This window comes from Termitidicoccus mucosus, from assembly GCF_038725785.1.
In the GTDB taxonomy this organism is placed as follows: Bacteria; Verrucomicrobiota; Verrucomicrobiia; order Opitutales; family Opitutaceae; genus Termitidicoccus; species Termitidicoccus mucosus.
The window spans coordinates 6,485,948-6,500,407 of the sequence record NZ_CP109796.1 but is presented as its reverse complement, the minus strand read 5'-3'; the positions used below and the strand labels follow the sequence as shown (position 1 = coordinate 6,500,407).

The window sequence follows — 14,460 nt, the reverse complement described above, 5'->3', positions numbered from 1 at the left end:
CGTCCCCGCCGCCGGACGCGCGATGGGCATAAACCGGTCTGCGCAACAAGTTAGGCCTCGCCGCGGTCCTCCGCCCGCCCGCCTTCCGGGTGGCACATACATTGCTGCCCGGTTCGGTTGTGACAGACTGCCGCACCTGCAACGAAAACATTGCCATCGCCTCGAGCATCACGAACAGCGATCCGATCCACGCGCCTGCGTGCCGGGTCGTTGGCGAACTCACGCTGCTGCATGAGATTTCAGACACATTGAGCGACGGCTTCGAATTGCGGGCCGCGGCGCTCCGCATGTTCAGCCATCTCCGTGCGACCAAGCTGCTTTCGCGCGGACTGCTCCTGGTGCTCAACCGCGAAACCGGCCGCCTGCTGCCCGAGGCCAGCGAGTGCGCCTTCCCTCCCTTCAACGCTTGCGTGGACGAGGGACTGGTCGGCGGCATTCTCTCCGAGGGCCGCGCGCGGGCGATCATCGACGTCGCCCACATTCCGGCGGACACGCTTTGCAAATGGGAGCGCGCCTATCTCTCGACCGTGCCCGACGATGCACCCGACGAGCCGGCCTCGCTGCTGGTCATGCCGATACAACACGGCGACGAGCTTGTCGGCGGACTGTGTTTCACCCGCCCGCTCGGCACCGAGGGACAACTGGAGGCGGACCTGCGCTTTCTCGCGCTGGTCGTCGGGCAGGTGGGCCTGGCGGTGCGCTTCCGCCAGCTCGCGCAGGAACGCCTCGACACGCTCCGGCAGGAAAACGAGCGCCTGCAGGACCAGATCAAGCGCAGCTTCGTTCCCGAGGGGATGATCGGAAAATCATCCTCCATGCGCATGGTCTATTTTCACGTGGACCAGGTGGCCGACAGCAAGACCACCGTCCTCATCCGCGGCGAGACCGGCGTCGGCAAGGAACGCGTCGCCCAGGCCATCTGGCAGGGCGGCTCGCGCAAAACCAAGCCGTTTGTCCGCGTAAACTGCGCCGCGCTGCCCGAAAGCATCATCGAAAGCGAACTCTTCGGCCACGAAAAGGGCGCCTTCACCGGCGCGCTGGCGCTGCGCCGCGGGCGCTTCGAGCTCGCCCACACCGGGACGCTTTTCCTCGACGAAATCGGCGAGATCTCGATGTCCACCCAGGCCAAGCTCCTGCGCGTGCTGCAGGAAGGCGTGTTCGAGCGCGTCGGCGGCACGCAGCCGATCAAGGTCGACGTGCGCGTCATCACCGCGACCAACCGCAACCTCGAGGAAATGATCGACGAGGGCAAATTCCGCCTCGATCTCTATTACCGCATCAACGTCTTCCCCATCTATGTGCCGCCGCTCCGCGAGCGCCGCAGCGACCTGCTGGAACTGGCCGATCATTTCCTGGAAAAGTATTCGCAGCAGAACCGGAAACGCGTCGTCCGCATCTCCACGCCCGCGATCGACATGCTGATGGCCTATCACTGGCCGGGCAACGTGCGCGAATTGGAAAACATCATCGAGCGCGCCGTGCTGCTCGCCACCGACGGCGTCATCCATGGCTATCACCTGCCGCCCACGCTCCAGACTCCGGACTCCACCGGCACCGCCTCGCCGCAGACGCTTCATGACGCGCTCGCCTCGGTCGAACGCGAAATGATCATCGACGCGCTCAAGGCCAACCGCGGGATCATGGCCAAGGCCGCCCGCCAGCTCGGCATCACCGAGCGCACGATGGGCCTGCGGGTCAAGAGCCTCGACATCGAGCCCCGGCGTTTTCGGGACAGCACCGGGTCATCATCATGAAACACTCCGAAGTCAGCGGCATTGATTACTGTGAGACCACGCCCGGGAAATGGGTGAAAGTGGTGCGCGCCATGATCGGCGGCCTCGAATTTGGCGAGGTGCAGCTCACCGTGCATCGCGGCCAGGTGATCGAGGTGCGGAAAATCGAAAAAATCCGCTTCGAGCCGCCAACTCCGCAGCAGCGCTCCCCGGTCAAGTAAAGCCGATGGCAATATAGCATTCTCTCTCAACCTTGTCCCAAAAGATAGGGCGAGGCGTCCCGCCGAGCCGCGGCTCAGCCGGAGGCCTCGCCCTACCGGCGCTGCCGCGCCACTGTGAAACTGCAAACGCCAAAAAACAGCCCGTCACCAGGCGCGGCGGTAGCCGAGGTTCAGCGACCAGGGGCGCTCGTAGGCGCGGGCCTTGTTGTATTCATAATCGAAATACACCTAGCTCTGCGGGTCGATCAGGTAGCTCACGCCCGCGCCGGTCTCGAAGCGCCAGCCGTCGAAGTTCGGATCGAACTCGCGCCCGTCGGCATGCACCACGCCGCCGCGGGTGTCGCTCTTCACCTCGCCCATCTTCATATAGGGCTGCCACGCGCCGAGGTCCGCGCCCGCGCGCAGTTGCAGGCGGTATTGCGCCGCCGTCGCCCCGCCGATGCGCACGGTCATGCGATGCAGCGGGTTGACGGTCTCGTAGCTTTCGCCGTTGAGCCACGCCACGGCGGCCTGGGCCGAGGGCTCGAACCAGAAGGCGCCGCGGGCGCGAAGCCGGCGGCCCCATTCCAGCGAGAGGCCCTGCGCCTGGCTGCCGTAATCGGCCCGGGTGACCTGCCCGTCATCGGAGCGCGCGGTGAGTTCGTTGTCATAGCGGTCAGCCCGCGCGATCAAGTCCGCATACCAGCCGGCGTGGTGCAGCCAGGTGGCATACACGCCCGCGCCGATGCTGCCCGCCGAACTCTCGCCGCGATGATCGTGGTCGCGCTCGCTCCGGCCCATGGCGATGAAGCCGCCAACCAGCAGCCTCCCGCTCTCCAGCGCAAAGCTCCGGTCGCCGCCGGCGGTCACGGCATAGGTGTCCTGCTCGAAGGCCGCGCCGAGTTGCGAGCCGCCGGCGCTGAGGTGATAGGCGGAGGCGCGCACCCAGACATTGCCGGGGACGGCGCCGGCGGACGCGCCGCGCAGCTCGCCCATGCGCAGGCGCAGCGAGTCGAGGCTGTAGTGCCAGTCGGTGGACAGCACCCCGGCGGTCAGCAGGATCGCATCCGCGGCGCGGCTTTGGGCGGTGCGGCCGAAATACCAGTTCTGGATCGAGGGTGTCAGCGGGTCGTCCGCGGTGCCTTGCTGGAGGGCGTAGCTATCCATGCCATAATCGACGGGGGCGGCCGTGAAAGTTGCGTCGCCGGAGCCGATGCTCACCAGTTCCAGCGAGAAACTGTCGCCATTGACGGGCGCGCCGCCGATGGGGGTGAGCTGGAGCGTATGCGAGCCGGTGGCCGAACCGGTGATGACAAGGCGGTCGGTCTCCTTGGTGGCGAGGTTCACATCCATCGCGTAGGCGCCGGTGCCGGAGAGGCTGGCGACGGTGAGGGTTTTGCCGAGCGCGACAAAATTCACGAGCCCGTCGTTGCGCAGGTGGCCGACTTTCTGGTCGAACCCGCCGAGGCTGAGGACCGCGCCGGCGGCGACGCGGTGTTCGCTGCGCGCCGAAAGCTGGTTGGCGGCGCTCACGGCGAGCGTGCCCGCGCGGATGTCGGTGAGGCCGTCGTGGGTTTGCGCGGCGGCGAGCGTGGCGACGCCCGCGCCGGTCTTCACGAGCGTGCCGGCGGCGAGCGCGGTGCCGAACTCGAGCGCGCCGGACGTGCGCAGTTCCACCACGCCGCCGGTGTTGGCGATGGCGTGAGCGAAGGTGCCGGAGTGGCTGATGACCAGGCTGCCGCTGTTGGTGATCGCCGGCCGACCAGCGCGGAGCCGAGCGCGGCGGCGTTTTGCGCCCGCAGCGTGGCATTCTGCCCGATCTCAAATTCAGCCCCTTCGCCGGCAAAGCCGCTGTTGTTTCCGGTCAGGAGCACGTCCTGGTCCCCGCCCACCAACACCGTTCCGGCGCCGCCGGCCAGCGCCTTGGCGAAGGTGCCGCCGGTTTCGAGATAAAGGAGACTTCCGCCGTCGAGCCACACGCGGCCGGCATCGCCGAGCCCGGACAGATTGCCCAGATAAAGGTCATAGGAGCTGGCAGCGTCGCCGAGGTAAACATCGCCTGTGAAGCCGGTATTGGAGACGCGGATCGCGGCGGAGCCAGAGTTGGCGAGACGCAATTTTGAGTCCGTCCCGCCGGTGAGCACGTTGGAGCCGGAAAAAAGGGCCACGCCGCTCACCGTGAAGTCGCCGCGGTCGCCCAGCGCGAGCAGGCCGCCGTCGTCGATGGCGAGCGCGCCGACGCGCTGGTTTCTGCTGTTCAGGTCGAAGGCCGAACCTTCCCGGATGGCGAGCGCACTGGTCTGGCCGAGGGCGTTGTCCACGCCGGCCTTGACCGTCGCGCTGCCGGTGATGAGGGTGGCCCCTTGGTAATCGTTGCCGGTGTGCGCGAGCGTCATGGTCTCGCCGCCGGTGAAAGTAAAGCCGCCGGTGCCGGTGAGCTGGGCGCCGAGGGTCTTGTCGACGGAACCTGCGGACGTGATTTCCACGCCGAGGCCGTCCACGAGTTGCGTGGTGCTCTCGATCGCGCTCACGCCCCAGCCGAGGGAAATGCCGGTGGCGGTCACCACGGCGGTGTAGCCGTAGTGGAGCGCGCCGGTCTTCGCGCCCGCGGCGTCCTCGATGGCGCTGGTCGCGGTGGTGAGCGCGCGGCCCCGCATGTTTTTCACGGTCAGGCCCGTGCCTGCGACGAGCCCGGCGCCGAGGGAGGACGTTCGCACGATGGCGGCCTGGGTGTCGGCGTCGGCGTCGAAGACATGGCTGTTGAGCGTGGCCGGGGCGGTGGCGAGCCCCGCGAGAAGAGTGTCGGCGACCCACACCTCACTCCCGGCGCCCGAGGCGGAAAGCGTGCCGGTGGCGAGCACGTGCGGCGTCGGCAGGCCGGCGGCGGTGTTGGTGGCGACGATGAGGCTGCCGCCGGCGAGATCGAGATGGTCGAGGGTTCGGGTACTGTCGTCGATCAGCACTCTGCCACCGGAGGCGAGTTGCAGCGGCGAACCCGCCAGAACCGACTGGGTGGCGGCGGCGAGCTGCGACAGGCTCAAGGTCGAGCTGTTTTGCAGGCGCACGACGCCGGTGAAGCTGCCCGAAGCCTGCGCGGCGGTGAAAAACGCCCCGGTTTCACCCGCCCGGTCGAGCGCGAGCGTGCCGCTGCCGTTGAGCGCGCCGCCGGTGAGGTTAACGGACTGGCTGGCTTGCACCACGCCTTCGTCGATGTTGAAGGCGCCGGTGTAGGCGGTGTTGTCCTTGGTAGAGCGTGAGTGTGCCGCCGCCGAGCTTGGTGAGCGCGGCACCGGCATTGGCGCTCGCCAGCGTGGCGTTGAGCGCATGGCTCGCCGTCCCGCCATCGATCTCCACCGCGCCTGCGTCGATGTTGAAGGTGCCGGTGAACTGCGAGTTGTCCGCATGAAGCACCAGCTTGCCCGCCCCGCTCTTGGTCAGGACGGCGGTGGCATTGTAGCTGGCAATGGAGTCGATCGCCTTGTTCGTCTCGCCAGCGTCGCCGATGGTCAGGGTCGCCCCGGCCTCGATGTTGAAGGTGGTGAGGGCGCTCGCATAGGCATAGAGGAAGCCGCCCGTTCCAGCGGTGTTGCCCGTTGCCTCGATGTGCGTCCCGCTGGTCACGTTAATGCTCACGGTGCCGCCCCAATTGTCGATTGCCCCACCCCGCCCGCTGACAGTATTGCCGGTGAAGGTGACGTTGGTCAGCATTACGCTGTCATAGTTTTCGATTGCGCCGCCATCCATGACGGCGGTGTTGCTGGCGAAGGTCACCTCGGTCAGCGTCACGCTGCCGGAGTTGGAGATTGCGCCGCCGTAAAGGCTGGCGGTGTTGCCGGTATAGACGACCCGGCCGGTGCCGTTTGTGGTTGCCGGGGCAATGGTGAAAGTCGCGCCATCATTGACATAGACCGCGCCGCCCATGCCGGAGAAAAAGCTGTCCCTGATGGTCAGGGTCGCGCTGTCTGCAAGGGTGAGGGCGAGCGACGATCCTGCGACAATGGTGGTGCGATCAGTCACGGTGGTGTTGCTGCTTATAACGGTGCCGTCAGGCGGCAGAGGATCGGCAAAGAGCGGTAAAAACAAAGCGCTCGAAAAAACAACGGCGGCAAGGACGGCCCATAAGGGACACCGGAGGGGGGTTGTATAGGACATGGATGTGGTGGATGTGTTGATGGCTGGAAATCGAACTTGGAAATATTACACATTATCAATAAATGTTTTCCGTTCAAAAAACGATGGCATGCAGGAATCAGAATTGTATTTTCTCGGCGGGTTTTTTCCTGGACGCACAAGAGTAAGCACAACTAGCAGACTGCCGCTGTCGCTAGAAATATAAATCACATAAATTGTTTTTAATAAACAAGTTACATATATTTGACATTTCAAACAAGCATCTAAGGCGATGGAGTGAAGCGCTCAAGCGGGCACATTCGCCCCACGCCGCGTTGGACGGCCATCGCACGCTGGCCGGAGCCAGAAGGCTCCGAGGAGGAGGATGCCGCGCGCGAAACGCACGGCATGTTTTCTGCTGAAACCCGGTGACCAGACCAACTGGATAACCCGCCCGCCGCGCTGCGCGTGGACCCAACCACACGCCGGCAGCACGACGACTTTTCCGTCATCCTATTCACCCGGACCGGGACGCGGCCAACGCGCCAGAGCACGGGTGGCGAGTTTTATCCATGTCCGATTCATCCGCCGCGCGCGCCGCGCATTCCCTCCCGTCTTCCTTCTGGTCCATTTATGATGTGCTGGTCTCCGGTCTCCCGGAGGACGCCCGCGTCGATGCCTTTGCGGCCGGAATCAACTGGTTTGGCGTCCGCGCCGACGGCGGGCTCGGGCTGGCCATGTCGCCGCGGGAAACGCCGGTCCGCATCGGCCCGGCCGGCCGGGTCGCCGGCAGCCCGCTGCGCGAGATCGCGGCCCTCGCGCGGTCGTGGGATTTTGGCGAGGCGGCGCTCGGCATCGCCGCGCTGAACGCCCATCATAACCAGCCCGCGCGCGCCCGGGAGCGGGCGGAGCGCGCCGGATGTGTTTTCTCCGAAACCGGCGCCAGCGTCTTCACCCAAATGCTTCCGCGCATCGCCGGGCGCCGCGTGGCGGTCATCGGCCATTTCCACGGGCTCGAGGAAGTGGCGCGCGCCTGCAAGCTCTCCATCCTCGAACGCCGCCCGCAATCCGGCGACCTGCCCGATCCCGCGTGCGAGGCGGTTTTGCCGGAAAGCGATTACGTCTTCATCACCGGGACCACCTTGATCAACAAAACGCTTCCGCGCCTGCTGGAGCTTGCGCGCGATGCCTTCGTGTGTCTTGCCGGCCCGACCACGCCGCTCGCGCCCGGGCTCTTCGCATTCGGCGTCGATCTTCTCGCCGGACTGGTGGTGGAAAATCCGGACGAGGTCTGGCCCGTCGTGCAGGAAGGCGGGCGGCATGCCTTTTTCGAGCACGGAGCCCGCATGGTCCAAATCGAACGCGCCGCCGCCCGATGATCACGACGCGAGCTGCCACGGAAACGACGGAGGCCGGCCCGGACAAGCCGCGGGCCTCCACATCCTCCGCAACCGGGATGCCCGGCCGGCGGAAAAAACCGCCCGGGCGCCTCGCCGCGCATGCGCGCACGCCGGTGCTGCTCGCCTTGCTGGCGGCCAGCGCGCTCGTTTCGCTGCGCGTCGGCGCGCACCCGCTGGCCTGGGCCGACATCCTGCAACTCTGGTTTCCCCGGTTCGCCGCCGACGCCGTCACGGACCGCGGCACGGTCGTGTCCCTGCTCTGGGAAATCCGCCTGCCGCGCCTGCTGGCGGCGCTGGGCGTCGGCGCCGGGCTTTCCATGGCGGGCGCGGCCTACCAGGGATTGTTCAGAAACTCCCTGGTTTCCCCGGACATCCTGGGATCGTCCGCCGGCGCCGCCCTGGGCGCGGCGCTGGGACTCACGCTTTCGCTGCCGGTCGTCGGCGTGCAGACCCTCGGCTTTCTTTTCGGGCTGGCCGCGGTCATCCTCACCTGCGGCCTCGGCCGCGCCGTGGGCGGCGGCGGGCATTTCACCCTGCGGCTGGTCCTGACCGGCATGGTGGTCGGCAGCCTTTTCATGGCCGGTGTATCCGTGATTAAAATACTGGCCGACCCGTATTCCAAGCTCCCGGCCATCACCTTCTGGCTGATGGGCAGCCTGGCCGCGACCACGCGGGCGGACCTCGCGCTGCTGTTTCCACCGCTTGCGCTCGGCGTGACGGTGCTGCTGTTGCTGCGCTGGCCGCTCAACCTGATGGCGTTGGGCGAGGACGAGGCGCGCTCGCTCGGCGTCCCCGTGACGGCGGTGCGCGTGCTCGTGCTGGTCGGCGCCACGCTCATCACGTCCGCCACCGTCGCCGTCGCGGGCATCATCGGCTGGATCGGCCTGATGGTGCCGCATGCGGCGCGTTTCTGGGTCGGGCCGAACCACCGCGACCTGCTGCCCTCGTCGTTGCTCATCGGAGGTATCTGCCTGCTTTGGGCGGACAACCTCGCCCGCTGCCTGTTCGCCGTGGAGTTTCCGCTCGGCGTGGTCACCTGCGCGTGCGGCGCGCCGGTGTTTCTCGTCATGCTGCGGCGCTCGCAAAAAACCTGGGCCGAGTGAGCCCGCGCCAAGCCCGCCCGCAAGCCTCCTTCCGCGTCATGCTTCACCTTCGCAATCTTTCCTGCGGCTACACCCGGCGCCCCGTGGTCAGCGACATCGAGCTCGGCGTGCGCGCGGGCGAGTTTGTGTGCCTGCTCGGGCCCAACGGCTCGGGAAAAACCGCGCTGCTGAAAACCCTCGCCGGCATCCTGCCGCCCCTCGCGGGCGACATCCGGCTGGACGGCGCGCCCCTCGCGCACCGCCGCGCCCGCGAACGCGCGCGCCTGCTCGCGTATGTGCCGCAGGCGCACGCCCCCGTTTTCGCGTTCAGCGCGCGCGACGTCGTCGTCATGGGCCGCGCCGCGCAATGGCCGGTCTGGGGCGGCCCCCGCTCCGCCGACTGGCGGGCCGCGGACGAGGCGCTGGCGCTGGTCGGCCTCGGCGCCTTTGCCGAACGCCTCTACACCCGGATCAGCGGAGGCGAGCGGCAGATGGTCCTCATCGCCCGCGCGCTGGCGCAGCAGGCGCGCTATCTCGTGCTCGACGAGCCCGCATCCAGCCTCGACTTCGGCAACCAGGTGCGCGTCCTGCAAACGCTGCGCCGGCTCGCGCGCGAAGGCATCGGCATCCTGATGGCCACGCATCATCCCGAGCACGCGCTGCGCTGCGCCACGCGGGTCGCCATCATGCGCGGCGGCCGGCTCGCCCCGGCCCGCGCGCCGGCCGAGGCGCTCACGGCCGAGGCGCTCGAGGAGGTCTATCACGTCCCGTTTGTCGTCTCCGACCTTCCCTCCTCCGGGGACGGGGCCGCGTCTTCCCCCATCCGCGTATGCGCTCCGATCATCAATTGAAACCGAAACGAAGCCCGGGAGCGATGGCGTCCCCGCCACCGGACGCGCATCCGCGCGCCAAATCCCGCCCGGCCGCCCTCCCCTCGCCCATCGTGCTCACGCCGATCGGCGTCATCGAATCGCCCTGGCGCTCGGTCTCCGACCATTGCGATTATAAAACTCCGGCGCGCCTGCGTCTGCGCGACGACCTGCTCGACGCGCTGAAAGGCGTGGAATATTTTTCCCACCTCTGGGTCATTTATCACCAGCACCGCTCCGCGGAATGGCTGCGCGGCCGCGGCTGGGCCGCAGATGGCACGGCGCCGCTGGTGCTGCCGGAATGCGACGACCGCTCCGGGCAGGGAGTTTTCAGTTCGCGCGCGCCATGCCGTCCGTCGGGACTCGGCTCGTGCATCGTCGAGCTGCTGGAACGCCGCGGCACTCTGCTCACCGTGCGGGGACTCGATGCCCTCGATGGCACGCCCTTGCTGGATATCAAAGTCTATGTGCCGCAATTCGACGCCTTTCCCGGCGCGCTCACGCCGCTGGGCTGGGCCTCCGTTCTCGCGCATGACGACGACGCGACCCGCGCCACCCGCTGGCTGCACTGGGACACCACCGGCCCCGAGTTCGCGCTCGGCCTGCGCGCGGGACTGGCCGCGATGAAACGGCTTGGAACCCGGCGCAATGCCCCCGGGCTCCATTCGCGCCTCGCGGGCAGCCTCTTTTTTGCCCAAGGCTGGGAACTCGCGACCGGCTGCACGCCGCTCCGGGCCACGCTCGCGCTGGAGGAGCGCGACTCCGGCGCGCCACCCTGGGAGGCGTCGCTCGCGGGCTCCGGCAAACGCCGCTGCCGCCTCGCGCTTCACCGCCTCGACTGGCCCGATGCCGCCGCCGTCATGGCGGCGGACAACCGCGCCCTGTTCGCGCGTTGAACGAAGCGCGGTCAATGGACAAATGACGGCCGCGGCCAGAAAGATGCGGGAGCGCGTAGCGCGGGCATCCTTGCCTGCCGTCGAAACAGAAGGCGCGAAGCGCCGCTGACTCTTTTCCCTTCCAAAAAACCAATAAATGCCGCGCTTCGCGCGAAAAAATAACGACGGCAGGCTGGAAGCCTGCGCTACGCACGGCGCTGGCGCTTGTTTTTTCGCTGGCATCACTTCCGGCTGCACCCGGCACGGAAAATGGCATGCGAGCTGCTTGATTTCCCGCACACCGGATCAACCGGGTGAATATTATTCGCATCGCGGATGCAGGGGCGCCTTCGCTGGCGCGGCCCTGTCGGATTGCGGAGATATATAATAATCATCACCACTCCGCCGCCGCCAGGCCGACCAACGGATAACGCGAGGCAGTCCTTACATCCTGCACCATGCCGTCTTCCCTTATCGCCGCGCGGGGGACATTCCGCCTGCGCGCCATTGTCTCATCGCAAACCGTGCCTTCGCTTCTCGCCCTGTGCTCGCTTCTGGCCGCGCCCCGCGCCGCCATCGCGCAGACCACCGGCGCCACGGCGTCAGGCACACTGGTCACGACCTCCACAACCGCCGCCTCCGCCAGCAAGGAGCCTGTTTTCCAGCTCGGCACGCTGACTGTTTACGGGGAGCGCCCTCTGCCCTCCGAGCAGATGGAAACCTCGATAACGGCATCCAAGATAGAGCTGCTCGAAAAGAAAACCGTGGCCGAAGCCCTCGCCACCACGCCGGGCGTCACGCTCTCCCCCGGCAGTGGCAACCGTTATGAAACCTTCGCGTATGTCCGCGGCTTCGGCAGCCTGTCGGTGCCCATTTATATTGACGGCATCCCCGCCTACATTCCCTACGACGGAAATCTCGATCTCGGGCGCTTCACCACGTTCGATGTCGCGTCCATCCATGTCGCCAAGGGTTACAGTTCCGTGATTTACGGCCCCAATGCCATGGGCGGTGCCATCAACCTCGTCAGCCGCCGCCCCACGCGCCCCCTCGAGGGCAATATAAGCGCGGGCGTTTCCACCGGGGACGGCGTGGAAAGCTCGCTGAACATCGGCACCAGGCAGGGCAAATGGTATGCGCAGGGTGGCGTTTCCTTTTATGAGCGCGACTGGATAAAAATGGCGGAGGAATACAACGGGACGGACCGGCAGAACTATCATACCCGCGACTGGAAATTCAGCGCCAAGGCCGGCTTCGCCCCCAACGCGACCGACGAATACGCCATCGGTTACCAGCATCAGGAGGGCGAAAAAGGCCCGAAGGTCGGAGGCAAGGGCTATTCCTTCACGAGCTGGCGCTGGCCGGAATGGAACAAGGAGACCGTCTATTTCATTTCGAACACCCGGCTCGGGGACAAAAGTTATGTGAAGCCGCGCGTGTTTTTCGACAAATACGACAACACGCTCATCATGGGTGTCGGCCGCGATCCCAGCATTTATGATGATTATTCCTACGGTGGATCGCTCGAACTCGGCACGGAATTGATCCCCAAAAACATATTAAAGGGCGTCGTCCATTATAAATATGACCGTCATTATGAATATTACGAACTCGTCACCGGGGAAAAGGACAACGAGGAAACCTACAAGGACGTGACCGTCTCGGCGGGCATCGAGGACACATTCCACATTACGTCCAAATGGGACTTCCAGGCCGGCGTCGCCTACGACTGGCGCGACACCAGAAAAGCCGGCGAGCAAACGCTGGGGCTCATCACCATGGACAGCTTCAATCCGCAGGCGGGCGTGTTTTTCAAGCTCGATGAGAAAAACACCTTTCATGCCACCATCGCCCGCAAGACCCGCATGCCCTCCATCAAGGACCGCTACTCGGCGCACATGACGCCCAACCTCATCGCCATCCCCAATCCCGACCTCGGACCCGAGACCGCCATGCACTATGAAATCGGATACATCGGCGAGCCGGTCTCCGGCCTCACCGTCACGGCCAATGTCTTCTTCAGCCGCGTGACCGACAAGATCACTTATAAAGTCCTTCCCGAAAAGCTCGACGGCATGGATGTCCGCCAGTCGTATAATGTGTCCGGTGACGTGCAGCAGGACGGCGCCGAACTCGGCGTGGATTATTCATTAAACTCCATCCTCTCCGCCGGGGGCAGCTATACTTTTATCTACATGAAGGATCTCAGGAATCCGGCGAACAAACTGACCGAGGCCCCCCGGCACTCCGGGAGCCTTCATGCAAAAATCCAACCGTGGCGGTGGCTGGCCATTGTCCCCTCCATGGAGGCGCGCTCGTGGCGTTACAGCAACAGCGCGGGCAAGAAGATAGGGGGATTCGCCCTCTACAACCTGAAGGCATCATTCACGCCGCCCGGCAGCAATTGCGTCCTGAGTATCGGAATCGAAAACATTTTTGAGCGCGACACCCGTTATTACGACACCGCCTACCCTGGCAGGGGACGCACTGTCTATACAAACGTGCGCTATTCTTTCTAGCATATGTCCATGCGAACGCTTTCCTTCATGCGCCGGGCGTTTGTCCTCGCGGCGGCGGCGGTTGCGCTGCACGCGCAGGCGGCGGCCACGCGCCCGTTCACCGACGGAGCCGGGCGCGTGCTCCCGCTGCCCGCCGCCGGCGTGGGCCGCGCCTACGGCACCAGTCCGGTCGCCAGCATCCTGCTCTACGCACTCGCCCCGGAAAAGATGATCGGCTGGAATCTGCCTCTCACACCGGAGGCCGCCCGGTTCCTGCTCCCCGCCGTGCGCGATCTTCCCGCCTATGGAAACTGGTTCGGACCGGCGGGCAACGCCAATCGCGAGACGCTGATCGCCGCGCGGCCCGATGTCATCCTCTCGGTCGGCTATAACAATCCCACCGCCGTCGATTTTTCCAACCGCCTCCAGACCCAGACCGGCATTCCTGTTTTTCTCGCAGGCGGACGCCTCGACGAGCTGGCCGAAACCTGCGAGCTCGTCGGCCGCGCCCTCGGCGCGGAGGAGCGGGCCGCGCAACTGGCCGGTTATTGCCGTGCCGTGATGCGTGACACCCATGCCCTCGCCCGTTCGCTTCCGCCGGGCAGGCCGGTCCGGGTTTATTATGCCCAGGGGCCGCGCGGCCTCCAGACCGACACCAAGGGCTCGCTGCATGCCGAGTTGCTCGATTTGCTCGGCGCGGAAAACATCATCCGCGACGACATGGTCGAGCATTCCCGGCATGCCTCCGTCTCCATGGAGCACATCATAGCCGGGCGGCCGGATGTCATTCTCGTCTGCCCCGACGATGCCGGATCGGGCGATCCCGCATGGCTGGCCGACCCCGCATGGCAGCGTGTCCCGGCCGTGGCCAGCAAGCGGGTTTATATAATCCCGGTCGAGCCGTTCAACTGGTTCGACCGCCCGCCTTCCGTCAACCGTCTCATCGGCCTCAAATGGCTGGCCTCGGTTCTCTACCCCGACCGTGTTTCCCACGACATGGTGGCCGAGACGCGCGCTTTCTACCGCCTCTTTTATCATTGCGAATTAAGTGAATGGGATGCGCGCGACTTGCTGGCAAAGTCACGCCTGCCGCTGCCGCCTCCCGCCAACTGCTGCCTGCAAAACCAATCCGAATAAATCATATGCATGCCATGAATACATACCGTCGTTTCTTCCTCTCGCTCGCCGTATATATTATTGTTCTGGGCGCTCCCGCGCTTCGCGCCGCCGATTCCGCCGACGCGCTCACGCTGGTCAGCGGCGACACGCGGAAGCAAATCACCGTGGCCGAACTCGCCGCGCTCCCGCAGATCGAAACCGAGGTGGAGCACCACGGAAAAAAACACCGCTACGCCGGGGTCGATCCGGCGGCGGTATTTTCCGCCGTCGGCGTCCGGCTCGGCAAGGGCGCCCCGATGCGCGCGATCCTGTCGAGCGCGGTGCGCGTGACCGCGGCCGACGGCTACACCGTGGTGTTCGCGCTCGCCGACTTCGAAAAATCCATCAGCAAACAAAATCCCGTGCTGGCCATCCGGCAGGACGGGGCGCCGCTGCCCGACAAAACCGGGCCGTTCCAGCTGATCCTCGACCAGGACAAATGCGGCAAACGCTGCGTGCGCCAGATCTCCACCATCGAGGTGATCCCGCTTGCGCCCACGCCATAATACAAAAAACGCGCATAGATTGACAAAAA

The 14,460-nt window shown here is 65.7% G+C and carries 12 protein-coding genes; 9 read left to right on the top strand and 3 right to left on the bottom strand.

Annotated features, from left to right (window positions below; genetic code table 11):
* Positions 1–89 precede the first annotated feature (89 nt).
* Positions 90–1,754, top strand: coding sequence for a sigma 54-interacting transcriptional regulator (locus OH491_RS23000; RefSeq protein WP_334319039.1), 1,665 nt, complete (start codon positions 90–92; stop codon positions 1,752–1,754).
* Positions 1,751–1,954: a YezD family protein gene (locus OH491_RS22995; RefSeq protein ID WP_068768862.1), complete on the top strand. Its 204-nt coding sequence runs from the start codon at positions 1,751–1,753 to the stop codon at positions 1,952–1,954. Before OH491_RS23000 ends, OH491_RS22995 begins: the two co-directional genes overlap by 4 nt.
* 228 nt (positions 1,955–2,182) lie before the next feature.
* Here OH491_RS22995 and OH491_RS22990 read toward each other — a convergent pair whose 3' ends face one another.
* The 3 genes from OH491_RS22990 to OH491_RS22980 are packed head-to-tail and all read right to left on the bottom strand — an operon-like array spanning position 2,183 to position 6,016.
* Complete coding sequence (locus OH491_RS22990; RefSeq protein ID WP_342750719.1) at positions 2,183–3,613, bottom strand: autotransporter outer membrane beta-barrel domain-containing protein; 1,431 nt, start codon at positions 3,611–3,613, stop codon at positions 2,183–2,185.
* Positions 3,547–5,223 (bottom strand): hypothetical protein, encoded by a 1,677-nt coding sequence (locus tag OH491_RS22985; protein WP_342750718.1) that lies wholly within the window; start codon positions 5,221–5,223, stop codon positions 3,547–3,549. Before OH491_RS22985 ends, OH491_RS22990 begins: the two co-directional genes overlap by 67 nt.
* A complete protein-coding gene (locus tag OH491_RS22980; protein WP_068768864.1) occupies positions 5,108–6,016 on the bottom strand; it encodes an autotransporter-associated beta strand repeat-containing protein in 909 nt (302 codons plus the stop codon). The genes OH491_RS22985 and OH491_RS22980 overlap by 116 nt, the downstream gene beginning before the upstream one ends.
* Before the next feature lie 599 nt (positions 6,017–6,615).
* Here OH491_RS22980 and OH491_RS22975 point away from each other — a divergent pair.
* The 7 genes from OH491_RS22975 to OH491_RS22945 all read left to right on the top strand — a co-directional run bounded on the left by OH491_RS22975 (position 6,616) and on the right by OH491_RS22945 (position 14,431).
* Entirely contained in the window at positions 6,616–7,422 is an 807-nt protein-coding gene (locus tag OH491_RS22975) for a DUF364 domain-containing protein (protein ID WP_068768865.1), read from the top strand.
* Positions 7,423–7,499: 77 nt separating this feature from the next.
* On the top strand, positions 7,500–8,546 hold the full coding sequence (locus OH491_RS22970; RefSeq protein ID WP_084442043.1) for a FecCD family ABC transporter permease: 1,047 nt from the start codon (positions 7,500–7,502) through the stop codon (positions 8,544–8,546).
* A 38-nt stretch (positions 8,547–8,584) separates the two neighbouring features.
* A complete protein-coding gene (locus OH491_RS22965) occupies positions 8,585–9,376 on the top strand; it encodes an ABC transporter ATP-binding protein (protein ID WP_068768866.1) in 792 nt (263 codons plus the stop codon).
* Positions 9,373–10,290 carry a tRNA (N6-threonylcarbamoyladenosine(37)-N6)-methyltransferase TrmO gene (gene tsaA, locus OH491_RS22960; protein ID WP_334319040.1) on the top strand — a complete coding sequence of 306 codons (918 nt, stop codon included), beginning with the start codon at positions 9,373–9,375 and terminating at the stop codon, positions 10,288–10,290. The genes OH491_RS22965 and tsaA overlap by 4 nt, the downstream gene beginning before the upstream one ends.
* A gap of 437 nt (positions 10,291–10,727) precedes the next feature.
* Positions 10,728–12,788, top strand: coding sequence for a TonB-dependent receptor plug domain-containing protein (locus OH491_RS22955; RefSeq protein ID WP_068768868.1), 2,061 nt, complete (start codon positions 10,728–10,730; stop codon positions 12,786–12,788).
* Positions 12,789–12,797: 9 nt separating this feature from the next.
* Positions 12,798–13,904: an ABC transporter substrate-binding protein gene (locus tag OH491_RS22950; RefSeq protein WP_145928568.1), complete on the top strand. Its 1,107-nt coding sequence runs from the start codon at positions 12,798–12,800 to the stop codon at positions 13,902–13,904.
* 14 nt (positions 13,905–13,918) lie between these two features.
* A complete protein-coding gene (locus tag OH491_RS22945) occupies positions 13,919–14,431 on the top strand; it encodes a hypothetical protein (protein WP_145928569.1) in 513 nt (170 codons plus the stop codon).
* The last annotated feature ends 29 nt before the right edge of the window (positions 14,432–14,460 follow it).